Source organism: Nodosilinea sp. P-1105, from assembly GCF_012911975.1.
Lineage (GTDB): Bacteria > Cyanobacteriota > Cyanobacteriia > Phormidesmidales > Phormidesmidaceae > Nodosilinea.
In genome coordinates, this window is sequence record NZ_SMDQ01000026.1 from 1 (window position 1) to 25,291 (window position 25,291).

Annotated in this window: 26 protein-coding genes and 3 pseudogenes; 16 read left to right on the top strand and 13 right to left on the bottom strand. The window is 54.6% G+C overall.

The features are described from left to right. The first annotated feature begins 68 nt into the window (after positions 1-68). From E1H13_RS12590 to E1H13_RS12605, 3 genes and pseudogenes are all read left to right on the top strand, one after another. Positions 69-2,282 carry an NACHT domain-containing protein gene (locus tag E1H13_RS12590; RefSeq protein ID WP_347404153.1) on the top strand — a complete coding sequence of 738 codons (2,214 nt, stop codon included), beginning with the start codon at positions 69-71 and terminating at the stop codon, positions 2,280-2,282. A 188-nt stretch (positions 2,283-2,470) separates the two neighbouring features. After that, positions 2,471-2,650, top strand: a pseudogene (locus tag E1H13_RS27955) (DUF4160 domain-containing protein). Next, positions 2,601-2,891 (top strand): DUF2442 domain-containing protein, encoded by a 291-nt coding sequence (locus E1H13_RS12605; protein ID WP_169613774.1) that lies wholly within the window; start codon positions 2,601-2,603, stop codon positions 2,889-2,891. The pseudogene E1H13_RS27955 and the gene E1H13_RS12605 overlap by 50 nt, the downstream one beginning before the upstream one ends. A 166-nt stretch (positions 2,892-3,057) precedes the next feature. On the opposite strand, the gene E1H13_RS12610 is transcribed toward E1H13_RS12605, so the two are convergent. Both E1H13_RS12610 and E1H13_RS12615 read right to left on the bottom strand, forming a co-directional pair. After that, positions 3,058-3,642: a flavodoxin family protein gene (locus E1H13_RS12610; RefSeq protein WP_169613775.1), complete on the bottom strand. Its 585-nt coding sequence runs from the start codon at positions 3,640-3,642 to the stop codon at positions 3,058-3,060. Between the two features lie 141 nt (positions 3,643-3,783). Continuing rightward, positions 3,784-4,278, bottom strand: a complete 495-nt coding sequence (locus E1H13_RS12615; protein ID WP_169613776.1) for a MarR family transcriptional regulator — start codon at positions 4,276-4,278, stop codon at positions 3,784-3,786. 115 nt (positions 4,279-4,393) lie between these two features. Between E1H13_RS12615 and E1H13_RS12620 the strand changes: the two genes are divergently transcribed. From E1H13_RS12620 to E1H13_RS12645, 5 genes and pseudogenes are all read left to right on the top strand, one after another. Further along, on the top strand, positions 4,394-4,942 hold the full coding sequence (locus E1H13_RS12620) for a DUF1772 domain-containing protein (RefSeq protein ID WP_169613777.1): 549 nt from the start codon (positions 4,394-4,396) through the stop codon (positions 4,940-4,942). After that, positions 4,939-5,231 (top strand): annotated as a pseudogene (locus E1H13_RS27960) (hypothetical protein). Before E1H13_RS12620 ends, E1H13_RS27960 begins: the two are co-directional and overlap by 4 nt. Before the next feature lie 66 nt (positions 5,232-5,297). Further along, a complete protein-coding gene (locus tag E1H13_RS12630) occupies positions 5,298-6,374 on the top strand; it encodes a GNAT family N-acetyltransferase (RefSeq protein WP_169613778.1) in 1,077 nt (358 codons plus the stop codon). A 470-nt stretch (positions 6,375-6,844) separates the two neighbouring features. Beyond that, positions 6,845-7,270 carry a hypothetical protein gene (locus tag E1H13_RS12640; RefSeq protein WP_169613779.1) on the top strand — a complete coding sequence of 142 codons (426 nt, stop codon included), beginning with the start codon at positions 6,845-6,847 and terminating at the stop codon, positions 7,268-7,270. 18 nt (positions 7,271-7,288) lie between these two features. After that, positions 7,289-8,698, top strand: coding sequence for a caspase family protein (locus E1H13_RS12645; protein WP_206070423.1), 1,410 nt, complete (start codon positions 7,289-7,291; stop codon positions 8,696-8,698). A 281-nt stretch (positions 8,699-8,979) separates the two neighbouring features. Here E1H13_RS12645 and E1H13_RS12655 read toward each other — a convergent pair whose 3' ends face one another. Then, a complete protein-coding gene (locus E1H13_RS12655) occupies positions 8,980-9,291 on the bottom strand; it encodes a hypothetical protein (RefSeq protein ID WP_169613781.1) in 312 nt (103 codons plus the stop codon). A gap of 73 nt (positions 9,292-9,364) precedes the next feature. On the opposite strand from E1H13_RS12655, the gene E1H13_RS12660 reads away from it, so the two are divergent. Continuing rightward, positions 9,365-9,610: an AbrB/MazE/SpoVT family DNA-binding domain-containing protein gene (locus E1H13_RS12660; RefSeq protein ID WP_169613782.1), complete on the top strand. Its 246-nt coding sequence runs from the start codon at positions 9,365-9,367 to the stop codon at positions 9,608-9,610. Further along, positions 9,597-9,986 (top strand): type II toxin-antitoxin system VapC family toxin, encoded by a 390-nt coding sequence (locus E1H13_RS12665; protein WP_169613783.1) that lies wholly within the window; start codon positions 9,597-9,599, stop codon positions 9,984-9,986. Before E1H13_RS12660 ends, E1H13_RS12665 begins: the two co-directional genes overlap by 14 nt. Positions 9,987-10,024: 38 nt before the next feature. Here the strand turns inward: E1H13_RS12665 and E1H13_RS12670 are convergent. Continuing rightward, positions 10,025-10,207: pseudogene (locus tag E1H13_RS12670) on the bottom strand (cation transporter); the annotation flags it as partial. 196 nt (positions 10,208-10,403) lie between these two features. Between E1H13_RS12670 and abc-f the strand changes: the two are divergent. Further along, positions 10,404-12,008 (top strand): ribosomal protection-like ABC-F family protein, encoded by a 1,605-nt coding sequence (gene abc-f / locus E1H13_RS12675; RefSeq protein WP_169613785.1) that lies wholly within the window; start codon positions 10,404-10,406, stop codon positions 12,006-12,008. 296 nt (positions 12,009-12,304) lie between these two features. Then, positions 12,305-12,619, top strand: coding sequence for a TetR/AcrR family transcriptional regulator (locus E1H13_RS28300; RefSeq protein WP_206070425.1), 315 nt, complete (start codon positions 12,305-12,307; stop codon positions 12,617-12,619). Positions 12,620-12,770: 151 nt separating this feature from the next. On the opposite strand, the gene E1H13_RS12685 is transcribed toward E1H13_RS28300, so the two are convergent. The 3 genes from E1H13_RS12685 to E1H13_RS12695 form a co-directional block, all read right to left on the bottom strand. Continuing rightward, positions 12,771-13,325 (bottom strand): GNAT family protein, encoded by a 555-nt coding sequence (locus E1H13_RS12685; RefSeq protein ID WP_347404154.1) that lies wholly within the window; start codon positions 13,323-13,325, stop codon positions 12,771-12,773. 3 nt (positions 13,326-13,328) lie between these two features. Continuing rightward, positions 13,329-13,562 carry a DNA alkylation repair protein gene (locus tag E1H13_RS12690; RefSeq protein WP_169613787.1) on the bottom strand — a complete coding sequence of 78 codons (234 nt, stop codon included), beginning with the start codon at positions 13,560-13,562 and terminating at the stop codon, positions 13,329-13,331. A gap of 238 nt (positions 13,563-13,800) precedes the next feature. Then, positions 13,801-14,241, bottom strand: coding sequence for an SRPBCC domain-containing protein (locus E1H13_RS12695; RefSeq protein WP_169613788.1), 441 nt, complete (start codon positions 14,239-14,241; stop codon positions 13,801-13,803). A gap of 93 nt (positions 14,242-14,334) precedes the next feature. On the opposite strand from E1H13_RS12695, the gene E1H13_RS27680 reads away from it, so the two are divergent. Further along, a complete protein-coding gene (locus E1H13_RS27680; RefSeq protein WP_256378521.1) occupies positions 14,335-14,457 on the top strand; it encodes a hypothetical protein in 123 nt (40 codons plus the stop codon). A 504-nt stretch (positions 14,458-14,961) separates the two neighbouring features. Further along, positions 14,962-15,552 carry a hypothetical protein gene (locus E1H13_RS12705; protein ID WP_169613789.1) on the top strand — a complete coding sequence of 197 codons (591 nt, stop codon included), beginning with the start codon at positions 14,962-14,964 and terminating at the stop codon, positions 15,550-15,552. 240 nt (positions 15,553-15,792) lie between these two features. Here the strand turns inward: E1H13_RS12705 and E1H13_RS12710 are convergent, their stop codons facing one another. From E1H13_RS12710 to E1H13_RS12720, 3 genes are all read right to left on the bottom strand, one after another. After that, entirely contained in the window at positions 15,793-16,398 is a 606-nt protein-coding gene (locus E1H13_RS12710; RefSeq protein ID WP_169613790.1) for an alpha/beta hydrolase, read from the bottom strand. 255 nt (positions 16,399-16,653) lie between these two features. Continuing rightward, positions 16,654-17,484, bottom strand: coding sequence for a tetratricopeptide repeat protein (locus tag E1H13_RS12715; RefSeq protein WP_169613791.1), 831 nt, complete (start codon positions 17,482-17,484; stop codon positions 16,654-16,656). A gap of 319 nt (positions 17,485-17,803) precedes the next feature. Then, positions 17,804-18,406, bottom strand: coding sequence for a hypothetical protein (locus E1H13_RS12720; protein ID WP_169613792.1), 603 nt, complete (start codon positions 18,404-18,406; stop codon positions 17,804-17,806). 280 nt (positions 18,407-18,686) lie between these two features. On the opposite strand from E1H13_RS12720, the gene queF reads away from it, so the two are divergent. Further along, positions 18,687-19,118: a preQ(1) synthase gene (queF, locus tag E1H13_RS12725; protein WP_206070430.1), complete on the top strand. Its 432-nt coding sequence runs from the start codon at positions 18,687-18,689 to the stop codon at positions 19,116-19,118. 233 nt (positions 19,119-19,351) lie between these two features. On the opposite strand, the gene speA is transcribed toward queF, so the two are convergent. The 3 genes from speA to E1H13_RS12740 all read right to left on the bottom strand — a co-directional run bounded on the left by speA (position 19,352) and on the right by E1H13_RS12740 (position 24,296). After that, positions 19,352-21,325 (bottom strand): biosynthetic arginine decarboxylase, encoded by a 1,974-nt coding sequence (gene speA / locus E1H13_RS12730; RefSeq protein ID WP_169613793.1) that lies wholly within the window; start codon positions 21,323-21,325, stop codon positions 19,352-19,354. A 193-nt stretch (positions 21,326-21,518) separates the two neighbouring features. After that, complete coding sequence (locus tag E1H13_RS12735; RefSeq protein WP_347404155.1) at positions 21,519-22,109, bottom strand: type II CAAX endopeptidase family protein; 591 nt, start codon at positions 22,107-22,109, stop codon at positions 21,519-21,521. Between the two features lie 69 nt (positions 22,110-22,178). Continuing rightward, entirely contained in the window at positions 22,179-24,296 is a 2,118-nt protein-coding gene (locus tag E1H13_RS12740; RefSeq protein WP_169613794.1) for a PAS domain-containing sensor histidine kinase, read from the bottom strand. A 252-nt stretch (positions 24,297-24,548) separates the two neighbouring features. Between E1H13_RS12740 and E1H13_RS12745 the strand changes: the two genes are divergently transcribed. After that, positions 24,549-25,265, top strand: a complete 717-nt coding sequence (locus tag E1H13_RS12745; RefSeq protein ID WP_169613795.1) for a response regulator transcription factor — start codon at positions 24,549-24,551, stop codon at positions 25,263-25,265. The last annotated feature ends 26 nt before the right edge of the window (positions 25,266-25,291 follow it).

Sequence of the window (25,291 nt, forward strand, 5' to 3'; positions counted from 1 at the left end):
CTATAGCAATCGCCCCGCCCTGATGAAGCGACTGCGCTCGATTAGGACATAACGCCCAGGCTATAGTAGTGGGCAACTGCACCCCCGTCTACGCCATGACCGGATTTGAATCCCTGATCGGAGCCGCCGCCGCTGGCCTGGGTGGCCTGATCACCAGCCTGGTGAAAGACAAGGGCACCGAAACCCTGAAAAAGTTCGACTGGGACATCAGCAAAAACCTGGCCCTGAAAAAGGCCCTGGTGGACTACGTGCGCCGCTACATTGATCGCCACGGCACCCTCAAAGTCGCCTGCGTGCGCATGGATTACCCCGTGCGGCTCGACGAAATCTACACCGCTGTGCAACTGCTGGATCGCTCAGCCCTGCGCTACTTTGAGTCGGAAGATGCCCTGCAAGAGCAGTACCGCGAAAGCGGCAAGCGCGGATTCAACGTCACCCGTGCTGAGAAGAAGCCCGGTCTGCAAGTGGCCAACGAGCAGCAATACCTGATGGTCTTGGGCGGGCCAGGGGTGGGCAAATCTACCTTTTTGCGCAAAGTGGGTCTGGAGGCACTGCGCACCCTGGGCCGCCGCGACTTTCCGGGCAAAGACCCCGGTAACCTGCTGGTGCCGCAGCAAATTTTCTACCAGCACCCTTGCATTCCGGTGATGCTAGAGCTACGCCAGTTCGACAAGGCTGATCTCAACATTCAGTCTTTCATTGCCGCCGAACTGGAAACCTGTGGCTTTCCCCATTCCGAGGAGTTGACGGAGCTATTTCTCAAGAACGGCAAGCTTCTGGTGTTGCTGGATGGCCTGGATGAAGTACCCAGCGCCACTTTGGATCATGTTCTCAAGGAGATTAGAGGTCTGGTTGATCGATATGGTGATAACCGCTTTATTGCTTCTTGCCGAGTAGCAGCCTACACCTTTGGCGGCTTTACGCGTTTCAAAGATGTGGCCATGGCCGCCTTTGAAGATGAGCAGATTCAGCAGTTCATCAAAAACTGGTTCCAAAAAGAGCGCGATGCAGAAACAAACACGGCTGAACGTTGCTGGGAACTGCTGAACAGCCCCGACTATCAGGCCGCTAAAGAGCTGGCCCAAACCCCGCTACTGCTCACCCTTTTGTGCGTAGTCTACGATGAGTTTCAAGACTTTCCCAAAAAGCGCCACGCTCTCTATTGCGAAGCCCTAGACGTGCTGCTGCGCAAGTGGGCCTCTGAAAAGCGCATCCAGCGCAATCCCATCTATCAAGAGCTGAGTGCCGAGCTAGAGCTAGATATGCTGGCCGAGATCGCCTATACCAGCTTTGTCGATGACCAGCTTTTCTTCTCCAAAGACAGGCTGATCCACCAAATTCGCGAATTTTTGATCCATAACCTAAACGCCCCCAGCCATCTGGATAGCGAAACCGTACTGCACGAAATCGAGATTCAGCAGGGGATCTTGGTCGAGCGAGCTAGGGATGCCTATTCTTTTTCGCACCTGACATTTCAGGAGTATTTGACCGCTAAATGCATTGTTGACAACAACAAAATCAATCAACTGCCCCACGACCACGGAACTGAGAAGCACTGGCGAGAAGTCTTTTTGCTGGTAGCTGGATTAGCACCGGGTAAGTGTGGAGCCACCGATTTATTACTAGCTATGGAGCAGCAAGCACAAACATACCTCACTAGCGATAAACTTAAAGCTATTATCGTCTGGTCTGCATCAGCAATTGACAACTCAACAGGATCTGCTAAAGCATTGGCTAAGCGGGTTTCTGCTATCTTTTTCAACCTCGGCATTGATCGTGCTCTAGACAGTGCCCGCGATCTTGCTCGTGCCCTTGACCTCAACCTTAACCTCAATCTCAACCTTGACCTTGACCTTGACCTTGACCTAGCAGGCGACGCCGACCTTGACCTTGACCTTGACCTTAAAGACTACGGCCGCACCCGTGTGCAAGCCCTCTCCCGCGCCCGCGCATTGGATCTCGCCCGAGAATATCAAGGGCTTGGCATTTTTAACGTCAATTCAATTGATAGCATCGTTTCAGATCTAAATAAATACTACACTTCAGCCAAAAAAATATCACAGAAGGATCGTGGTGATTTCAAGCTGGAAATCACCAATATATTTGCCGAAAATCTGAATTATGACGTAGATGATTTCTCGCTTTCAAGACAAGAGATTAACCAATTATCTGACTATTTTTACCTTCTAGAACTCATGATTCGCTGCAAGGAGGCAGCGGTGCGGGTGTCGCCGCAGGTGTGGGAGGGCATTGAGTCGCGCATGGTCACAGTGCCCGATTGACAATTTCAGATTTTGGATTGAGGATTTTGAATTGGGGACTTTGGAGGGTCGCTAAAATGGAGGAATGTCTTGCTTGGCTTGCGAGAATGCCAGTGCAGATACCAATCGTAGATAAGTGCTAACCTATGCCAACTGTGCTAAGAATTGGGGCTTACCGTTTTTATTTCTTTTCCAGAGAAGAGAGTCGAATGCATATTCATGTTTCCTGTGCCGACGGGGAAGCTAAATTTTAGCTAGAGTCAGACATAGAGCTGGCCACTAATTACAAACTTTCACGAGTACAACTAAAGCAGATAGAGAAGCTGATTGAGGAACACTATGACGACTTCAGAAATGCATGGAATAATTACTTCCCAGACAGAGGTTAGCAACATTTCAGCTAACGGTCTGTGGGTACTCTGCCACGATCGCGAGTATTTCTTGCCCTACGACCAGTTCCCCTGGTTCAAAGATGCGCCCATCAAACATATCTTTAACCTGGAAGAACCCCATCCTGGCCATCTCTACTGGCCTGATCTCGACATTGATCTATCCCTTGACATCATCCAGCACCCAGAGCGATTCCCTCTAATCAGCGGAACGATTCGCGATTTTCCTGAAACCGTTTGACCTGCTCAAGTAGATCGATGGGGAGCCGTACTGTCACGGCCTGACGTTCCATGGCTTATCCCTTTGATATCACAAGGTGATGTCATCCAGTGTAACCAAGTTAGCTGCAATGGGTTCAAACCAGGCTGGCATGGTAAGCGATCTATCCCTTGAGATCAGTCAGTACCTACTGAACACGCTCCATCCACTGAGCCAGTCGCAGGCCGTACCGTTCGCAACTGAGGCGATCGCCGGGATGTAGCTCCGGGCCGCGCTCAAAGTCCATCGGAGTTTGCCCCATCACCCCCAGGTACGCCCCCACCCGGTTGACCCCGTCGTTCGATTCGCGTGCAGTGCAGTCAATATCCCCTGGATTGACCCAGACCATCGCCTGCTGGGCCGCCAAGACGCTGAAATAGATCAGGGTATTGAGCTTGTCGCCACTGAGGGCTGAACCATGGGTAAACCCGCCAGCTAGCTTGTTCTTCCAGGCCTGCTGCAGCCAAATTTCGCTGCTGTAGTCGGCGAAGGCCTTAAATTGGGCAGCGACAGTGCCCATGTAAGTGGGGGAGCCAAAGACAATGGCAGCGGCGGATTGCAGACGCTGCATATAGCCGTTGTCTGCCCAGCGACCCGCCTGAATTTGAGCGCCACGAATACGAAGTAAATCAGCTTCAGCCCCGGCATGATTCTGAATGCCTTGGGCGATGGCTTCGGCCATTAGGTGAGTATGGCCAGTACTGGAAAAGTAAATGATGGCAGCTTTGCCCATGGTAGTCCCTTTGCTGTATCACAACCGAGAAAAATATAGTACAAACGAATTATGGACGACAAGCTGCTAATCATTTGTTAATATCAGCCCGTCCGAAGCTGGGTTTTCGGGCGTGCCTTCTAGACCTTGGCCTCAGAGGTTTCAAGGGGTTTCAGCTGATGCTGGATTCTCACTTAGCTTGGTGGTTTCTGCTTGCAGCACAGCAATGCTGCGGCTGACAAAATCTTGGATGATCGCCAACTCTTGATCGCTATAGCCAGAAAGTAGCTCCTCCATTTGCTGCCCCAGGTCAGCAAACAGGGGGGCGATTTCTGCTTCCATCTTTTCTAAGACCGGCTGAATCACCACCTTGCGGCGATCGCTGGGGTCGCGATCGCGCCGCACAAATCCCGCCTTTTCCAACCGATCCACCAGCCCCGTGATTGCCCCGGTGGTCAGTCCGGTCAACTCCGCTAGTTGACCAGCGGTGAGAGTTCCGGCCCGGCTCAGCAGATCTAGGGCCTTATGCTCGACTGCGCTCAGGCCGACGCGATCGCTGACGGCGGCATGGAACATCAGGGTACGGGCACTGAGCTCCCGCCCCAACTGAAGATTGGCCTGCAACAGGGCCTCGCGATCCGACGCTTGGTTTGACAAGTCTCCGAATTCCTCTTAGCATCTAATTATCTTAGAATCTAAGAAATATAGCTTCCAAGATTTTCTTTAGTTTAGCGCTCGCTCTAAAACTTCACTGTGCCCCAGGAGAACTCCCATGAATCCACAGCTCCATCCCTGGCCAATGACTTGGCGGCCAGGTAAGTCCGGCTCTGCTGCCATTGCCCAACTGCTGCTGTGGCTGTGGGTGCTCAATCTCGGTATTGCTCTGGGGGCGGGGCTGTATGAAGCCACCATCGTCTTTCCCCAGTGGCTGGTGACGCTGCCCGATGGGAGCTACCAGTGGCAGGCCGAAGTGGCTCGAGCGGCGAACACCGGGCTGCGGTTTTGGGTGTACGTGACGACGGTGCCGCTAACGGTGCTGACCCTGGCTAATGCCATGATGGCCTGGCCTTCCCAGGGCAAACTCCGCCGCTGGTGGTTCGGGGCCGTGGGCCTAGCCCTGGCCGAGCGCCTGTTCACCTTTGGCTATTTTGTACCTACGATGCTGCACCTGATGGGGGATAACGTGGCTGGCTCAGATGCGATCGCGACGGCACTGCGCTGGAGCCACCTCAACCATCTGCGCCATATACTGTTGCTGCTGGCCTGGGTAGCGGCCTTGCAAACCTTTGCTCTGTTCTCTCATAGGAAAGTTTCACAATGACTGAGTCACAACCCTTTCTCTTGCGCGTGCAGCAGATTGAAGCCAGTCTACAAACTTTTTCCCATCCATGGAATCCTCAATCACGGGTGACTTCATGGCGTTCCCCACGCCTTCTGTGGCCCATCATCTTCGTAATCCCAGTGACCAGGAGTTGGTTTATCTAATGGGAGGAGAAAATTTAGAGGTTGAAGTTGCTGATTTCCCCCGTCTGGGAAAACGGATGTTTCGTCGGGGGGAGGTGGTTGAAATCTCGAATCTTGCTGATATTGAGCCCTTTGGTCCACTGTAACGCTACTGGCGGTCTTCGCAAAAGTAACCTATTGTTTTGAGGCTTGTCGAATCTTCCCCTGGGTTCATGACCATCGTTATTCGACCCTTGCAGGCGACTGATGGCAGGTCACTCCGTCATCTGTTTCGTCGCGCGTTTAACTGGATGAAGCTACCGTTTCTCCCAGCTCATCCCCCTGGCTTTGTGGCGATCAAAGGGGAACAGATCTGCGGCGGCATTGTCATCAAAATATTTTCCCTGCCTGGGGGGCAGCGGGGAGGAACCATCTTGTCTCTGGCCACCGCCCCCGAGGTTAGGGGGCAAGGGGTCGGTCAACGCTTGGTGGAAGCAGCCCTAGATTTCTTGCAAGACCAGGGCTGTCACCAGGTCCTCACCTGCGTTGAGGGCCACAACACCTCCTCTAGCCAGCAGTTTGCCACCCGGGGATTTCGGGTGCTGTCCCTGGGGCAGCAGTGGCGCGCCTACGGCTGGCGCATCCCCTACATTTGGTACAAGACGGGCCACCTGGGCGATATCGGGCATTTGCTCTGGTGCCGGGGTGTAGACTTTTCCCCTGGGAGGCCAGAGGTGGCCTGGCTCACCAGTGGGGTGGGCAATGGATTGGCGGTGGCGTTGATGCTGTGGCGACGAGGGGCGACTGATTTCTTAAGCTGGTCTGCCCTGGGGTTAGTGGTGCTGATGGTGGCAGGCATAATCGGGCTGCGGGAAGCGGGGATGGGCTGGGTGGCGCGGTGGCGCGGACTGGCCACCCGCCACTATGGCTGGGAGTCAGGTAGCTTGATCGCCATCGTGGTGGCTCTACTGGGGGGCTTTTTCCCGGTACCGGGCAACCGCTACCCGGCTCAGCGGGTGTGGCGTTATCGAGACCTGCGATCGCATCTGGGCTGGATGGCACTGGGCGGTATCGTCCCGATTTTGCTGCTGGTCTATGGGTGCAGTTGGGGCTTGCGTTGGGGCTTGCCCGACCCAGCCACAAACTGGCTGCGGCTAGCCCGCCTCACGGCCCTACTGTTGGTGGGTTGGGATACCCTGGTGCCGGTTTACCCCTTTAACTGCTTCAATGGCCGTCGGCTGTGGCAGTGGCATCCTGGCATTTGGGCCAGCGTAGCGATCTTGTGTTTGATCGGCATCAGCTTACCGTAAGGGAAATTCGTGGTGATCGCTAGTACGGCGATCGCCCATGCTCAGTTGTTATGGGATCAGAGCCCCCGGCAGCGAATCCAAAGTAAGACCTGGGAAACCAGCGCTAGGACAGGGAGTTCAACCAGAGGGCCAATAATTAAGGCGATCGCAAAAGGATTTTCGGTACCGCTGCAAGGGGCTGACCCAGCTGAAACAGAGCGCATCGTCATGACGCCCCAGGCTCAGATAAAGCGGGAGCGTCTAGGGAGGTGTCTTCATGCTGGAGCGTGGAAACAATAGGACGGATATCCTGAATCAAGAAGCTGGATCTCTATATCGGCTTCTAGCAAAGCTTGAAAGCGGCGGTCACCGCCTTGGTGCGGCCTAAGTTAGCCAGCGCAATCCCTTTGTTATAAGTGCTTCGTGTTTGTCAGGTTTGATGGCGATAATTAGGATGGGCTGAGAGCCAACTCATCTAATCCCCCATTGCCATGCCCCAACCCAATTCTGTGTTAATCGACTTTAGCGAAGCAGGTCTGGATCTGGATCGAGCTGAACTGGAGAGCTTTTTGCTGACCATCGCCAACGAAATGGAGGCTGGCGACCTGGTGCGATCGGCTCGGCTGGCTCAGGATGAGGATATTCCAGAGGCGGCTAAATCTGGGGTGGCTGCGTTTCTCGTTGGAGTTTTGACCGCTGAGATCAACCGCGAGAACCTGGGCAAGGTGATGGACTACCTGGGCAATCTGCGCTACGGCAAGACCCTGACCCTATCTGGCGACATCGACGGCATGATTTACAACATTGAGTATCGCAACAAACAGGAGCTCGATCAGGCGGCGGATACCATCGAGCGATTGGCAAATCTGCGGGTTAAGATACGGGAACAGCAGACCGAACCCGAAAATCAGCCATAGCCATCCATATTCAACTTAATGGGCAAATATGCACTCTTAATCGGCGTTGATACCTACGGCGAGGGGTTACAACCGCTACCCGCTGCCCCAAAGGATGTGGCGGCACTGCGAGAGGTGTTGCTGAACCCTGAGATGGGCGGGTTTGACGAAGCCAAGCCGCTGATAAACCCCACCCAGCCCACCATGGCGCGGAAAATTGAACTGTGGTTTCAGGAGCGGCAGCCGGAGGATCTGGTGCTGCTATTCTTTTCGGGGCACGGGGTGAAGGACGATCGCCGCGATCTCTACTTTGCCGCTGCGAATACTGAGAAAAGGCGCGATCGCCTGGTACGCTCTACCGCCACCCCGGCCCGGTTCCTCCATGACTGCATTCGCGGTTGCACAGCCAAATACCAGGTGCTGATCCTCGACTGTTGCTTTAGCGGTGCTTTTGGGGACCTGGTTAGCAAGGATGATGGGGAAATTCCGCTGAAGGAGCAATTGGGGGCCGAGGGGCGAGTAGTGCTGACTTCCACCAGTGCGGTGGATTATTCCTTTGAAGAAAAGGACGCGGATCTGTCGATCTACATCCGCTACTTGGTGGAAGGCATTGCGACTGGGGCGGCGGATGAGAATGGCGATGGGACGATCACCGCCGAGGAACTCCATCGGTATGCGGGACGCAAGGTGAAGGAAACCTCCCCAGCCATGAGTCCCCAGATCTTGATTCCCCAGGGGCAAGGGTATCGGATTCGGCTAGCTCGTTCGCCCCAGGACGACCCCAAGTTGAAATATCGCAAGGAAGTCGAGCGCCGAGCTGTCGCAGCGGAATTTACGATCCCGGCGAAGCAGTTACTGATCCGGCTCCGGGCCGAACTGGGCTTGGCGGAGGCAGAGGCGGAGGCGATTGAAGCGGAGGTGTTGAAGCCCCATCGGGAGTATCAGCGCAAGCGCCAAGAGTACCAGGATACCCTGAGCCAGTGTGTAGAGCAGGAATCGGCTCTGAGCCAGCGCACTATCCAGGACCTGAAGGATTATCGGGCACATTTGCGGCTGAAGTCTGAGGATGTGGCGGCCATTGAGCAAGCGGCCTTGAATGGCCAAGATTTAGAGGGATATATTGCGGATCTAGAACGCCAGCGGCAGGCGGAAGCCCAACGTATACAGCAGGCACGGGCAGATGCCGAACGGCGACAGCGAGAATCGGAAGCGGAACAGCAACGACAGGCGGAAACCCAGCGCCAACGACAAGCAAAGTCTGAAGCCGAACGGCAGCAACAGGAAGCCGAAGCAGAGCGTAAACGGCAAGCCGAAACCCAATGCCAGCGAGAGGAGTCCGAACGGCAGAAAACTGAAAATAATGTAGAGTTTTTGGATGAGTTCAGTGAATTTGATGACCTGGGTAGTCTGTCTGACTTTGAGTCGTCCGATAGCTCCACGGTCATATGATAATTGGTTAGCTTTTGAGAATCGTGTCGGCTGGCGCAAGAATGGGAATTGGGTTGGCTATAACTCCCTTACCTTCGACATTGCTACTTCTCCGAGCGGGGAACTTCCTGCGATGGATCTTTGGGGGGTGGTAGCTTACCCGTGGGTCTTTCTCTCTCGCACAAAGCACTGTGAAGTGTAGCGGGTCAATGTAAAATTATGAATCCAAAAAACGGAAGAAGTCAAAATTTGCCCTTTTTGAACTTTGAATTCCCCCCCTTCATCCTGCCCAACCACAACCCTTAACATGTAGTCCGGACACTTTTCTGAGCAAGCGCTGAGACCCTTAATTTCTCGTTAGCTAGGTCGCTGGGGGAGATGTCTGAAACTCTCACTTTACCGTTGACCATCAAAAACTGTCCGGAGTGTTGTTCTAGCTTCTCACTCGTCAAACAGAAGGTAATGATGGCCTGGTTCGGTGCGTCTGACGCTGCCACAAACGCTCGATAGGCGTCTTCGTTGCCCACCTCCTGGAGGATCACCTCCAGCGTGGGCAACGTCCCCATGACGTACTCTCGATAGCTGGAAAACTCCCCATCTTCGGAACGTTCCACAAATCCCGCCTTTACCGGGTTTCTCAACACCCGTTAAAATCTTAGTACAAGCCTACCTGCCGCCACCCTAACTATGCTGACTACCACCGTCACCGATACCGGACAAATCACCCTACCTGACGAAATTCGGCAGCATCTCAAGCTGGTGAGCGGTAGCCGAGTCGAGTTTGTGATCGACGAAGATGGGCAAGTCAAAATCTTTCCCCTCACCGTTGCCGTAGAAACCCTGTCCGGTATCCTCCACCGACCGGGCATTCAACCTGCCTCCTTGGAGGATATGGAAACCGCCATCTCCGAGGGCGCGAATGATTGGGCTTGATACCAACATCCTGGTTCGCTACCTCACCCGCGACGACGAGCAGCAATGGCAGCAAGCTGCTACCGTTATTCACCAGAGTCAGCCTTGCTTCGTTACCAATATCGTTCTGTGCGAGTTGGTTTGGGTGCTGAGGGGTGCAAACTATAGCTTTCGTAAGGACGAAATCATCAGCGTCCTAGAGGGGATGTTGCATAGTGCAGCTTTTGAATTGGAAGACCGCTCGACGGCTGACCAAGCTCTACAGCGATACAAGCAGGGCAAGGCTGATTTTTCTGATTATCTGATTGGGGCAGTAGCCCGACAGGCAGGTTGTACAGAAACCGTAAGCTTCGACGGCAAATTAAAGGGTGAACGAGGTTTTCACTGTCTGAAATAGCGTCAGCAGGCCCATAACCGTCAGACAAATCAGTCGGCTCAGTCGTCGGCGCGATCGGGCAAAATCATCACCCCACCGCGCAGGACGATCGCCGCCACCAGCAGGCCCATCACCAAGTCAAGCCAGGCGGAACCGGTGAGGCTGACCAAAAAGCGCGCACCGATCGCCCCCAGGTTGATAATCCCATCATTTTTAGAAAAAACCCAGCTGGCCCACATGTGAATTTCTTTCGTCAGGAATCTGGCCCGGGGAGCTTGTATTATGTTGAAGCACAGATGCAAGATTGTAATAGGTGCGATTTGCCTGGTCGCATCTGCGCCCCAGACCACCCTTAGCTCCCTCCGTTGAAAGCCATGAAGTTTCTTCTAAGCAACCCTTCACCCCTTCCCAACGTTTCGGTGATTCGCTTTAGAAGTCATGGCCAAAACACTTTTATCTGCCCAGAATCTCAGCTTCGGGTTTGACCTGATCGCGCCTTTATTTGAACAAATTAACCTCAGCCTTCAATCCGGCGATCGCGTTGCCCTGGTAGGACGCAACGGCAGCGGCAAGTCTACCCTGCTGAAACTCTTAGCGGGGCAGCTGCAACCCACCCAGGGATCAATTGCGCGGTACGGCTCAAGGGCCTACGTGCCCCAGGTCAGCACCGTTCATCAGACCCGACCGACGGAGACGATCCTGGAATTCCTCAGTGCTGCATCAGAAGACTGGTGGTACATGGATGAGGTCTTGCAGACTCAGCTCCATACCCAGCTCGATTTATCTCTGCCCATCGCCAGTTTGAGCGGAGGGGAACTGACGAAGCTGCTATTGGCGATCGCCCTGGCGCCCGCCCCAGACATCCTGCTGCTGGATGAACCCACCAATCACTTAGATTTGCTGGCCCTGGAGCACCTCCGGGCCTGCCTGGATCGGTTCCAGGGGGCACTGGTGATCGTCTCCCACAAGCCCTATTTTCTCGATCAGGTGGTCTCGACCACTTGGGAGCTAACGCCCCAGGGACTGAACGAGTACGGCGGCAATTACACCCTCTACCGAGAGCAACAGCAAACCCAACTCTCGGCGGCGGAGCGCTCCCACGAGGTGGCCCAAAAAGCGCTGAAGCGGACGAAGGCGATGGCCCTGGCGGAGCAAAAACGAGCGGCCCAATCCCAACGCGGGGGTAAACAAAAGGCTGAGAGCAGCGGCATGGGCAAGATGGCTCAGCACTACTTTGCCAATCGGGCCTCTGGCACGGCGGGTACAGCGGCCAAGCGCAACCAGGCGGCCATTGCCCAGGCGGCCCAGCGGGTGGCTGAAACCAAGGTAAAAACCACCAAAGCCACCACCCTGCACCTGGAAGAAACCAATCAAAAACGCCGAACCCTACTGGACATTCGTGATGGCCGCCTCAGGGTGGGGGAGACTATCCTGGTTCGGGATATTCAGCTACAGGTGGTGGCGGGCGATCGCATAGTGCTGGCCGGGGCCAACGGCTCAGGCAAGTCTAGTCTGGTCAAGGCCATCGTTGCGGAAACTGAGGCGGTCGGGCTCGAAGCCGCAGAGCGACGGCTGGCTGACCCGCTGGCGATCGTCTACCTTGATCAAACCTATGAGCTGATCGATCGCCGTCGCAGCCTGCTGGACAATATGCAAGCCGCCAACCCAGCGCTGCCTTACCAACACTTGCGTCAGCAACTCGGGCATTTTTTGTTCTTTAACCAAACGGTCAATCAGCCTGCCTCAACCTTGAGTGGAGGAGAACTGGCCCGACTGGCCATGGCCATGATCAGCATCGCGAACCTTGATCTGCTGATTCTAGATGAGCCCACCAACAATCTGGATATTGCCACGGTTGAGACCATCATTACCGCCATCAATGATTACCGAGGTGCCCTCTGGGTGATTTCCCACGATCTAGATTTCTTGAGCCAAATCGAGATCACCCGAGCCTTTAAGCTCACCGGTCAAACCTTCCAGCCCACCACTTTTTTGCCCCAGGACACGGCGGCCTACTACCAAGAACTCCTGGCAGATACTTGATTGTTTCTGCTAGAACGCCAGTGCAGAAACCCGGTTTCTGGGCCAGAAGGCCAGTCCTGTCGTTAGAGCAGCGACGAAGAAACCGGTTTTTTAGCTTCTCGTAGGTTGGGTGCAGCGGAGCGTTCGCGCAGCATCTCCAGCGGAGAAACCCCAACAGCAGCAAACCTGGTTGGGTTCTGCTATCGCGCCACCCAACCTACAAATTTAGACTTGACAAACTACTAGGGCATGCAACCCAGTGATCTTCCAAAATATCCAGTGGTACATACTATGAATACCCAACGGTATTTTAAGGCATGTCTACCCAAGATCGGATTCTCGCCGCTGCCCGTCAGCTCGCCCAAACCCAGCCCCTGCAAGACATTAGCCTTACCGCTGTGGCCAAAGCAGCGGGGGTAAGCTGGCCCACGGTGCGGCGCTATCTGGGCAACAAGCAGCAGCTCCAGGCCTTTCTGACCCAGGAAAACCCCCAGGCCGATCAGCCCCTCGACACCCGCAGCCGGATTTTGGCCTCGGCCCAGCGGGTGTTTGCCCAGCAGGGCTACGCGGGGGCGACTCAGCCCATCGCCAGCGGATACCGACCGTTGACGCTACTGTGGTGCAGCGGTTGAAGGCGGCGGGAGGCATTTGCTTGGGCAAAACCAATGTGATGTTGGTGTGCAGGTGGTGGCTCGCCCCTGGCGGGAGGATGTAGCTCTGGCGGTGGCCCACCATTTGGAAACCCACCTGGGAGGGTGGCACCCCCCTGAAAACTGTCAGGATTTAGGCTGAAAGGGCCTGAAAGTGAGGCTTCAGCAGCGACAGCAGCCAGTGATCGTAGAAGCTGCCTTCGTGGTAGAAACAGTCACGCAAGACTCCCTCCCGCTGAAAATTGAGCTTTTCGAGCAGCTTCACCGAAGCTGTGTTTGCGGGATACACCAGGGCTTCTACCCGGTTTAGCCCCATTGCCGTAAACCCATAGGTGAGCATGGTTGTTAGGGCTTCACTCATATACCCTTGCCCCCAGGCCCCAGGGGTCAGATCATAGCCAATCTCCGCTCGGCGATTGCGCTGGTCCCACTTGTGGAAGCCGCAGGTGCCGATGGGCTGGCCATCGGCCTGGTTGACCAGCACCCAGCGGGTGTAGGTGTCATCGGTGGACTGCACAAAAAAATCCACAATGTTCTGGGCCTCTTCCAGGCTGGCGATCGCAGCTTGATCTAGCAGGTGCCGGTTCACCGCCGGGTCAGAAAAGTGATACAGAACAAACGCTACATCGGCCTGTGCCAAGGGTCGCAATTGTAGACGTGAACTTTTAAGGGATGGGAAGGAATGCACGGATCAATGGGAGGTCGCTTTGTGTCTCAGGACTTGCTGTCGTTGAGAATCTGGGAGTTTAGCGATCGCAGTTCGCACCACCGACCGGGGTAGTTGCCCCTGGTAGCGCAGTACAAACTCAAACACATCATCAGGGTAAGACTTGCTGGCTGCTTTCAGCATCCAGCCACAGCCTTTTTGCACCAGCTCGTCCTCCTCCTTCAGCAGGCATTCCGCCACCATCAGCGCCTCCGCCAACAGCAGCCCCCGCCGCAGACCATAGATCAGGTTCCCGCTGCTCCTGGAAGTATCGCACGATGGACGCTATGGCCTCCCGGTGTTTGCCTTTTTGCAGCTCGATAGACATCGGCACCCTCCTTGTATCAGCGATCTTGCCGACTATTAGAGCAAATGATCTGGTCTAGAGCAAATGATCTGTTTTCAGGTTGGATTGCCGATACCACGCGATCGATTGAACCTCGACCGTTTGAGCCTCCTATTCTAGCCCCGTCTCAGCCCGAGCTTTGAGGGCTCGGTTCATCGCTTCAAAGCCTTGACGCACATTGGTATCGAGGCTTTTAGCCAACAGCGGCACCAGCAGTCCTGAAAACTGTTCGCTATGGATAAACTGCACCCGATTTGCCGCCAGGGATTCTATTTGAAACCGATGCTCGCCGTCAAACAGTCCCGGTACTATCAACTTACCCCGCCAGCGAAACTCCCGTTCCGGGTCTGCCACCAAAACCGTGGGTTTAAAGGTCATAGCCTGTCCACCAGGGGGCTGTAGCCGCGCCACCAGCTGCGCCCCAGGTAGAGCCTGTCCCTGAATTGAGCGAATGAAGGGGTTCCAGTCGGGGTAAGCCGGAAAGTCCATCAAAATTTGCCAGACGACCGAAGGGGCCGCATCAATCGCGATCGCCGTTGTTAGTTCCTTCATAGCCTGTTCCTCAGGATTGGCCCCATACTACCGTCAACTCGCTTGCATCTCCAGCTATGCTAGTGCCAGCCTCAGCCACCCGGTCTCCCCACTATGTCTCTATCGCCCGACGCTATTTTGGCCCTGGCCAGCTGCCACGGTCTAGCGTTAGCCTCCCCCACCCTGCAACTCGATGAGTCGGGGCTAGATTTTCAGGTGGCGATCGCTCAAAGGTGAAGCAACCAAGCCCCTAAACTTCGTCTCACTTGAAGCCTGGGTTTTCCCTCATCCTTGGGAAGAGAGGCTGGGGGCGAGGGGGCAAAACTATGGTTTTCAACATGGGCTTGATTGATCTAATCAATTGAGAGCAGAAAATTCAGATATCCGTTGAAGACAGATATCTAGCAGACGAGACATGCTTATGTATAACTATGTGAGGGTTACCTTACCCAGAGTTTGAACTAGTCTTAAGAACCTATCCGAAAAGTCACTAAAAGCGCTACTGACGGTATTTCAATCCTTGATTTACGCCACATATGGTGTCTTGCTAGATTATTCAGATAGGCTCTAAGTAAGATTTGCCGCTTTTGAAAAATCAAGTTGGCAAGCTGTTAGCTAGGCTGAACAAAGTTAAGCAAACTCTCTACTTAAATGTTAATAGCTCCAGGGCTGGCCAAGAGCGAAATGGTAGAATAGGGATACTCGCTCAAAAAAAGTGTTGTTTGCCACGACCGTTTAGCTATGCTAGCCCAGCCTAAAACCAAACCCCTCGGAGAAGTGTTACGCCGGGCAGGGTTGCTATCCCCGGCGCAGCTGGAGGTGGTACTTCAAGATCAAAAATGGCAGCCTAATTTGAGAATCGGCGACATTCTTGAGCTACGCGGGTGGGTCAAGCGCGATGCCATTGAATTTTTTGCTGAACAGTGGCCGCACCTCGCCACAGGCGGGCGAGATCACCCCATCGGGTATTATTTTCAGCAGGCAGGGCTACTGGACGATCAACAGGTAGACGCCCTCCTACAGGAGCAGGCGCAAGCGGGGCTGAAAATTGGGGCGCTAGCGGTTTTACGCGGATGGCTTTCCCAAGAGACCCTAGATTGGTTTCTGCAATCGCTGGCACCGGAGGAGTCTACGTCCTCTGCCTTTATTAAGCGGCAGCGATCGAATAAGGACGATGGGCAAAGACCGTCCCTAAGGGGCGATCGCCCTAGCCAAACCGCTCAGGTGCGGTCAAAATCCCAGGCGCAACCCAGCCAGCCAAAGCCGGTTACAGGCCCGCCAGTTCAAGCGCCAACCGAAACCGAGCCGGATGATATTTCCTGGGTTGGTTAAACGAGATGATGGCTAAGCTGTAGGGTAGCGCTTCCCGTACTGACTTCAGATACTGACTTCAGAACTGCTAGAGCAAATGACGGAAGCCATTGTGCAGGCGGTGGCCCCAGAGCAGATTGGACTGTTTGGCTCTAGGGCGAAGGAGCTAGATCGGTCAGATTCAAATATTGGCTTTTTGATAGTAAAAGCTGAGTTCTTTAGGCTAAATCGTAGCCGTCGAAAGGAGTCTGCTAAGGACCGTCATTTTCCCAATAGGATGGAAAGCAGCCATTCGATGTTTTCGAAATTCTCGCCGATTTGGGAGGCCACAGCGATCACCCGCTGACTGTCGATCACCAAAACGCTAGCGTCTACGCTACGTAAAATATCCAGCAGGGTGAGGCGATCGCGGCTAGCCGCTTGCAGCACAGCATCTTGTAGCACCTGCCAGGCAGCCCCAGCGTTGGAGTCTACCGTGATGGTGGTCGCCAGCAACCGCCAGAAGAATTGACCGACAAAACTGTCAGAGACTTCCCGCAGGCTGTCAAAATCGATCGGAATTTCTCGCGTTAGGATGTGCTGGGCTCGGCTTTCATCAATCCGCAGGAGGGTCAGCAACGCCTGCAAGTCACGACTGGCAATGCCAGTCAGGGCAAACGACTCTAGCTCCGCCAGGGAAATGGGGGGTACCTCCAGACTGCCGTAGGTCATGCGAATTTCTTCTAAGGATTCAGCGGCGGGGGTCGTCACCGCTAAACCAGCCCAGGTGGTGGTGACCAGCGCTAGGGATGCAACCCCAATCCCCAAACGGCGGAGGGGTTGCCATTTAACTAAGGGACGAGCTAGGGTCCGACGCGGTGTGCCCATGGTGGTGACGGAAGTGAAAGTCTTTATGAATCGCTATGACGACTGTGGCGATTCAAAAGTTTCTGGTGTTACCCAAGATCACGGTGGGATTTGCAGCCGTCATGTCTGACTCGATAAGCCCCTAGAACGCCGGTACAGATTCCAGGGTTCTGCCCTCGGATACCCCAAAACTCCTGGGTAATCAGCCCAAGAACTCTGGGATCTTGACATACTATACCGATGCTCGAGGGTTTCCGGCTCGAAGAGAGGGTTACCTCACAAATGCAAAAACTTCTCAAGGGCAGCGACCATGGCTGGGGGCCAGCGGCGGATGGTGCTGACCCAGTCAAGATCTTTGTAGCGCCCATCGAGACCAACCACAGCCACCCAATTACTTTCCGCTTCCCCGGCTTGCCCCTGGCCCCACAGGGCCGCCGTCAGGGCCGCCCGGGCATCGGCAAAGTTGGGATAGCGGCGGGTCAGATTGCGCAGTTGACGGATGGCTTCGCCCTGGTGCCCCAGTTGGTATTCCATCAAGGCGGCATTGATCCGGGCAAAGGCAAATTTGGGATTTAAATCTACAGCCGTTTGATAGTCAGTCAGGGCAGCGTCCCACTGCCCCAGGCCCGCTTTGGCGTTACCTCGATTGTTGTAGGCAGCGGCGTCCTCGGGGCTGAGGGCGAGGACCTGGTTATAATCTGCGATCGCCTCTGACCAACGTCCTAAGCCTTCAAGGGCGGCCCCCCGATTCAGATAGGGGTCAGGTTCTGTGGGGGCCAGGATAATGGCCTGGTCATAGTCAGCCAGGGCGGCCGATAGCTTGTTTTGGCTCACCCGCACATTACCCCGGTTACTCCAGAGGGCGGCTTCCTCGGGCAAGTACTCGATCAACTGGCTCCAGTAGGTTTCAGCCTGGGCAAATTGGCCTGATTCTGAGGCGGTAAAGGCTTTTTGCTTCAGATCGGCGATCGCCTGTTTGTCCGCCTGGGAGAACTGGGCCGCCTGAGAAACTTGGGTCGTGGCCGCAACGGCTACCCCCGCCCCACCCAGCCAACACCAGCTACAAACCAGGGCGATGAGCCCCCACCGTTGCCAGCTTTTAACCATAGGTTGAATTTTCGTTTTCATCGATACCATAGCTACCCTCCACTACTGATTATGCCGGATTAGCCCCCCAGGTCGCCCTTGAGAGACCAGCGGCAATACATAGCAAACCCTCCTGGAAAGCGTGCTTTCCAGGAGGGTAGAGGAGCAGTTAGTAACGGGGCTCGGGTGAGCGCGATCGCCCACCCAGCCACTTAAGGTAACTTCTGGAAAACGTTCTCCCCAGCGGTGGGCAACGCCCGACCTACGGTAGCGATAATCGCTGACGTAAAGCGGGGATGCACCTTCTCAGAAGTCTCTTAAGCCTGACGTTCCCTAACCTTTAGCTTTCAGACTCTGATGGAGACGTTTCCACCAGGTCATCAGCGGCGGGCTCTGTATCAGCATCACTCGCTTCTGCGTCCAGATCGGTGGCAGCGTCAGCGGCGTCATCTGCCTCTGGCACCTCAGTAGCCTCAACGTCTGTCTCTTCAACTGCCTCAGGCTCTTCGAACTCGGGCTCCTCGAACTCGGGCTCTTCAAATTCGGGCTCCTCGAATTCAGGCTCCTCGATTTCGCCAGGCTCCTCGAATTCAGGCTCCTCGATTTCGCCAGGCTCCTCGACTTCGGGCTCTTCGACTTCAGGGGCATCGACTTCGGGCTCTTCGACTTCAGGTTCCTCGACGTCGGCGTCTTCAACCGCCTCCGGCTCGTCTACATCCAAATCCTCAGCCGTCTCGAGGTCATCGACAGCCACTGGGCTGTCCGCCACATCAGCCTCTTCAACAACACTCTCCAGGGTAGCCGCCGCTTCGGCATCCACCGCTTCGATCGCCTCCTCCAGCATTTCAGCGATGTCTTGCTCAGCCTGAACGGGCATACCCACGGCCAATCCAGCCAGGGTTAAGCCACCAGTGATTAGGGCTAACTTACGACTTAACATCATGCGTCTCTCTCCTTAATGAGCGTGGTGATGGAGCATTGGCGCACGCTCAGTCGCCAATGTTGGCTGAGACTATCACATGGCTTTTGGCCAAGTCAGCCGAATTAAGCAAGAAGTATGAAGTTGTGGTGAAGCGATTGGAATAACTTTGGTTAAGGCCTGTATCGGGAACTTAACCTGAAGCCCACCCGTCTTAACCAAAATTTTGGGGACCTCGTCTGCTACACCAGCCCGTTAAAAGGAAGATACATTAGTTAATGAAACCAGCTGAATCCTGAATCCTATGACCCCAACTCCCACGGCTCCAAACCAATATGGCGATATGGCAATTCTCAGCGCCTGGGAGGAGCCCCTGGAAAAATGGCCAAATCCTTCTAGCAATAGCTACACCATTCACCTGGAACATCCAGAATTTACGGCCCTGTGCCCCCGCTCGGGTTATCCAGACTTTGGCACCATTGTGGTGGACTATTGGCCCAACGAGTGGGTGGTCGAGCTCAAGGCGTTTAAGCTTTACATCAATGGGTTTCGCAACCAGCGCATTAGCCACGAAGGGGTGACCAACCAAATTGCCGATCGCCTGTGGAGCGAATTGGCCCCCCATGGTCTGCGGGTGATTGGCGACTTTACCCGTCGAGGGGGAGTGAAAACCGTGATCACGGTTAAAAAGGGAGACTGTGACAGCTTTGAGCCTTACCAGGCGAATATGTTGTAAGGGGTTCGACGAACAACAGCGCTATTGCTCTTAGCACGGAGGGTGGCAGGTGCTAGGTGACAGGTGCTAGGTGTCAGGTGCTAGGTGCTAGGTGCTAGGCAAAAACCAGAGCCGTAAACCGTGAACCGTAAACCGTGAACCGTAAACCGTGAACCGTGAACCGTGAACCGTGAACCGTGAACCGTGAACCGTAAACCGTGAACCGTGAACCGTAAACCTAATACCCGACACCCCTAAATCAAATAGGTATACTGGCTGAGGCTGTGCTCGTAGTGCTTGATTAATAACTGTGACTCTTCTAAGGTGATCTGGTTATCGTGGAGTGCCCGTTCAGAACGGCGGCGAATATTTTCCACCATATCTTCCGCATCGTATTGCACATAGCCCAGCACCTCAGTCATGGTGTCACCTTTGACCACATGCTCTACCTGGTAACCTTTTGGGGTCATGTGGATATGGACGGCGTTAGTATCGCCGAACAGATTGTGTAGGTTGCCCATAATCTCCTGGTAGGCTCCCCCCAGAAACATACCCAGGTAGTAGGGTTGCCCCGGCTGGAGGGGATGCAATTCCAGCACATGCTTCACATCCCGCAGATCGATAAATTTAGTGAGTTTGCCGTCGCTGTCACAGGTAAGATCGGCCAGGGTGCCCCGGCAGGAGGGATTTTCGTTCAGACGGTGAATGGGCAAGATGGGAAACAACTGGTCAATGGCCCAGGCATCGGGCATAGACTGAAATACCGACAAATTAATGTAGTAAATCGATGCCATAGCCTGATTCAGGTCTTCGATGTCTTCCGGCACGTAATCAGCATCGCTAACCACAGACAGAGCCTTGCGGCAACAGGCCCAAAAGAGTCGTTCGGCCTGGGCTCGCTCGGCCAGGCTGAGGTAGCCAAAGTTGAACAGGCTAATGGCTTCTTCTTTGAACTGAATGGCATCGTTATACAGCTCTTGGACGGTGCTGGCGTTCAGGTTTTGATAAATGTCGTATAGCTCCCGCAAGATCACGTGGTCACCTGCTTCGGGTATGGCAATGTCGTCCTGAGAGGGGGCATCGCTACTGCCCAACACGTCAAACACCAGCACAGACTGATGGGAAACCACCGCCCGCCCACTCTCGCTCACCAGGGTAGGCACCGTTACCCCCTTCATCCGACAAGCTTCCTGAACTTCGGCCACCACATCGTTGGCATAGTTTTGGGTGCTGTAGTTTTTAGAGGCGTAAAAACTGGTTTGGGAGCCATCATAGTCAACCGCCAGGCCCCCACCCACATCTAGGTACTGCATGTTGGCCCCCAAGCCCACCAGTTCCACGTAAATGCGACTGGCTTCCCGCAGGGCTTCTTTCACCACGCTGATAGCCGAAATCTGGGAGCCAATGTGAAAGTGCAGCAGCTGCAGGCAGTCGAGCATGTCCACCTGGCGCAGTCGTTCCACCACCGCCAAAATCTCGGGTACGGCCAGGCCAAACTTGGCCCGATCGCCAGCGGAAACCCCCCAGCGGCCACTGCCTTTGGTGCTAAGTTTGGCCCGCACCCCCAGTACCGGCCGGATACCAAGCCGCTGACTGGCTTCGATCGCAATGTCGACCTCGTTCATCTGCTCGATCACCACGATTGGCTGCTGGCCCAATCGCTGCCCCAGCATGGCAGTTTCGATATAGTCTTTGTCTTTATAGCCGTTGCAGATCAGCAGTGCCCCTGGGGTGTCAAGGGTGGCCAGGGCGATCAATAATTCAGGCTTGGACCCGGCTTCCAGGCCAAACTGGTAGGGCTTGCCAAACCGCACCACGTCTTCCAGCAGTTGTCGCTGCTGGTTGCATTTAACCGGAAACACCCCTCGATAGACCCCGTGGTATTTGTACCGGGCGATCGCTTTGGCAAAACAGGCATTAATCCGCTCGATTCGATCTTCCAAAATGTCAGAGAAGCGAATCAGTAGCGGCAGGTTCAGGTTACGCTGTTTGATGGCTTCCACTAATTCCAGTAAATCTAGGGACCCACCGCGATCGCCCTTGGGGGAAACTGTCAGATGACCATCAGCGTTAATTGAGAAATAGGGGTCGCCCCAACTGTGAATCCGATAGAGCTCTTCGCTGGCTTCGATGGTCCAGCCCTGGCTAGCCTCTGAGGATGTCAACACATGTTCTAGGGCGGCCCGATCAAACCGAGGAGAGGGCTGGAGAGAGTTAAACTTTGCCATACGCGTTGATAGTGCCCCATGGTGATGTACCTAAGTCCACTGGCGTCACTCAAGTGCTAATTTCGGCGCATTACCAGCAATGCCAGCGTTCAAAATTTTAACAAACAGTAACCCTGTGACTGGCTCGATGCGTCATCGGGCTGCAGCCGACCGACCCAACGGATCATCTTTTGATGGAATACCCTGGCATTCCTCAGGAGGGGGCTGTAGTCTGACGAATTTTCCAGACTAGGCTAGAGACCAGGTTGGTAACCACATGGGCCAAAACCGGTACCAGCAAGTTGCCAGTGGCCACAGCCCCAAGCGCCAGCACCAGGCCAATGGTCGTGGCCCACACCACATAGGGCCACTGCTGTGGACTGCTCAGGTGCAAAATGCCAAAGCTAGCGGCAGACACCACAATCCCTAAACTATTGAGACCGATCGCGGGTAACATCACCCCCCGAAACAGCAATTCTTCGCTGAGGCCAGGCAGTAACCCTAGCCAAATTAAGTCGGGCCAATGCAGCGGCCGCAGCACCATCATCAAATAGATATCGGCGCTTTTACGATAGGCTGGCCAGAGCTGGTAGATAGCAGCGCTAGCCAGAGTAATTCCCAGCCCCATGGCCACCCCAATCAGGCCATCTTGAATGGAAGCGGTAAACGGCAGTAGACCAGCTGGGTCAAAGTGGAGCCAGACCCGGGCAATGACGAGCAGCACAATTGCGGTCACGCCCATGGCCGCTAGCACCTGCACACGGGTTAAGGGTTCTAGCTGGGGGTCGTCAGGGGGTGAAGTCACAAGTAACAGGAATGGGCAGCATTGCTATCTTAGCGGAGCGGGGAAAAGGACACAGTTATCTCTTGCCATCTAGAGCTGTTTAGTAAAGGGCCAGGTGAAGTAAAAGGTGCTCCCCTGGCCTACGGCAGAGCTAATCCAGATCCGGCCATTTTCAGACTCGACAATTTTCTTAACCACAGATAGGCCAATTCCGGTGCTTTCAAAGTCATCTCGAGCTTTTAGGGTTTGGAAGATGGTAAAGATCTTGTTTTGGTACTGGGGATCGATACCGGGACCATCATCGGCGATCGCAAATTGAATCATACTGCCTTGATCTTCCCAGATGACTTGAATGGTTCCTTGGTCTCGATGGTGATGCTTGAAGGCATTGTTGATCAAGTTAGCGAAGACTTGACTCAGGGCGGTTTCGTAGGTGTAAAGGGTGGGCATGTCCCTGGGGATCACCACTGTGAATTGGTCAGGGGGCGCCAGGGAGTCAACGATGGCGTCAAGTAGGGGAGTGAGAGCCACCTGGGTGATTTTGCGCTCTCGCCGACCCACCCGTGAATATTCCAGTAAGCCATTAATCAATCCCTCCATCCGCTGCACACGACTGCGCAGCAGGTGCAACTGGTGGCGATTTTCGGCTGGAATTTGGCCCTCTAAATCTTCGCCAATCCATTCTGCCAAGTTGGAAATCGCCCTTAGGGGAGCTTTCAGGTCGTGGGAGGCGACATAGGCAAACTGATCGAGCTCGGCATTCCGCCGCTCTAGCATTGCCGTGGTATGGGCTAAGACCAGGTTGGTATTGGCCAGTTCGTCGGCCCGTTTCATCAGCTCCTCGCGAAAGGCTTTACGCTCCTCAATGTCTTCGATAATGGCAATCAGGGCAGTGATGCCCTCGGCCTGATCGCTTTCTTCTACGGACACAGTCACCAAGGTCCAAATGGGATGCCCATCTTTGTGGACATAGCGCTTTTCGAATTGGCAATAAGGTTGAGCCCCGGTCATCAGTTGCTGATAGTAGTATTCGTCCTGACCTTTGTCCGCCTCAAAGGTAATGGCCTGAAAAGGCTGATTAATCAGCTCTTCAGGCTGATAGCCAAAGATCTCGCACAGCTTCTGGTTCACCTGAATCCAATGCCCGGCCGGAGACAGTCGCGCCATACCCACCGCCGCCTGCTCGAATATGGCTTGAAAGCGACTTTCACTGGCCTGTTGAGCCAATTCCGCCCGTTTGCTTTCGGTGATGTCCTGCATGATTCCCACCATCCGCTGAGTTTGGCCAGCTTTGACGGCGACCACTCGCCCATAGGCACGCACCCAGCGAATGTGGCCATCGGGCCACTGCACCCGGTACTGTCCAGACAAATCTTGGCGGGTGGCTAAGACTTGATCTACCCGGGCCTGGATGGCGGGTAAATCATCGGGGTGAACCCGCTCTGCCCAATGGTCAGCAGTGTGGGTTGTAGTGCCGGGCTCATAGCCCAGAATGCGCTCTGTCTGGGGAGACCAGATTTGGGTTTGATCGAGTAAGTTCCAGTCCCAAGTTCCCATCTGGGCGGCACTGAGGGCAAGATTGAGACGCTCAGCGGTATGTTGCAAATCATCCTTAGCCGTTTGCAGGGTCTGTCTAGCTTGTTGTTCCTGAGTTAGCAGGTTTTCAATTCGCTGTTTGGCTTTTTCCAGTTCAGTAGTGCGACGCTTCACCCGATCTTCTAACTCTTGATTCAGGCGACGGACTTCGGTTTCGACGCTGCGTAACTCGGCTTCGACTTCGGTGCGATCGCGAATTTCCGCTTGCAGTGCCTGATTCAACTGGGTTAGCTCCGTGGGGCTGGGCATAGCCAGGGCGACCGGAATTTGTGGAATTAACTCTACCGCCGTATATAAAGAGATCAATGCCGTCAGCGCTTTCATGGTGCCAGATAGCCAGTAGGTGGGCACCCACAGGGTCCAAACGGCCATCAGGTGGGTAACGCCACAGGCGGCAATGAACGCCGCAAATAGCCAAAATAAAGGCGGGAACGGAATGTCAGGCCGTCGATTCACAAAGTAGGCCAGGGCAAAGGCGATCGCCCCATAGGCCAGAGCAATCAGCCCATCAGAAAGGCCGTGCAGCCAAACCAACTCAGGTTGCCACAGGTAGCAGTGTCCGTGGGGAATAAACGGCCCAGACAACGATAAGGCGGACAGAAAGTCGAGCATAGCAGGTGTCCTTTACACTGAGCTGACCCAAGCAATTCCGCAGCCAGCCAAACAATAGCCAAACAATAAATTACAAACCATAGCCAGGCAACAAACCAAACCGGGCGCGGTCTATCCTTAGATAGAGGCCATGGCGGAGCTAAGTCTCCCTTGGGGTACGTGCCAGTTTCCCCTGGCTAGCCGATAATCCAATAATCTTTTTATAGTTGAAAGGGGACGCTCAGGTCTCTGTATCCCCATAAAAGGCGATCTATGACTGACATTAGCATTGTACTGATTGAAGATCACGACCTCACCCGCATGGGGCTGAAGGCGGCTCTGCAGCAGGTTGACGGCATGACCGTGGTAGGGGAAGCGGCGAATGGTATGCAGGGGCTCCAATTGCTGGAGATGCACCAACCCAACGTCGCCATTGTCGATATTGGCCTTCCCGATATTGACGGCATTGAACTGGTGGAACGGCTGCGTCAAGCCCAGGCTGGACAGGATAATGCCAACATCCGAGTCTTGATGTTAACCATGCATGACAGTGAAGCGGCGGTGATGGCTGCGTTTGCGGCGGGGGCTAACTCCTACTGTATGAAGCAAACAGAAATTGACGATTTAGTGGTAGCCGTCAGGGAAACCTGCGAGGGCAATTCGTGGATTGATCCAGCGGTGGCTAGTGTGGTGCTACGGCAGGTGCGCAAGACCCCGGCCCAGGCGATCGCTGGGGGCGATCGCACCGTATCCATTGAGGCCGTTGAGCCTGAGTTTGAGCAAATTTTAGAGTCCTACCCCTTAACTGATCGGGAACTCGAAATCCTGGAACTGATTGTGGCTGGTTGCAGCAATGCTGAAATTGCTGAGCGGTCTTACATTACCGTTGGCACGGTTAAAACTCACGTGCGCAGCATTTTGAATAAGATGGGGGTTGACGATCGCACCAAAGCCGCTGTGCGAGCCTTGCGATCGGGGCTAGTGACCTAGTACGGAAAGGCAGAAGGCAAAATGCA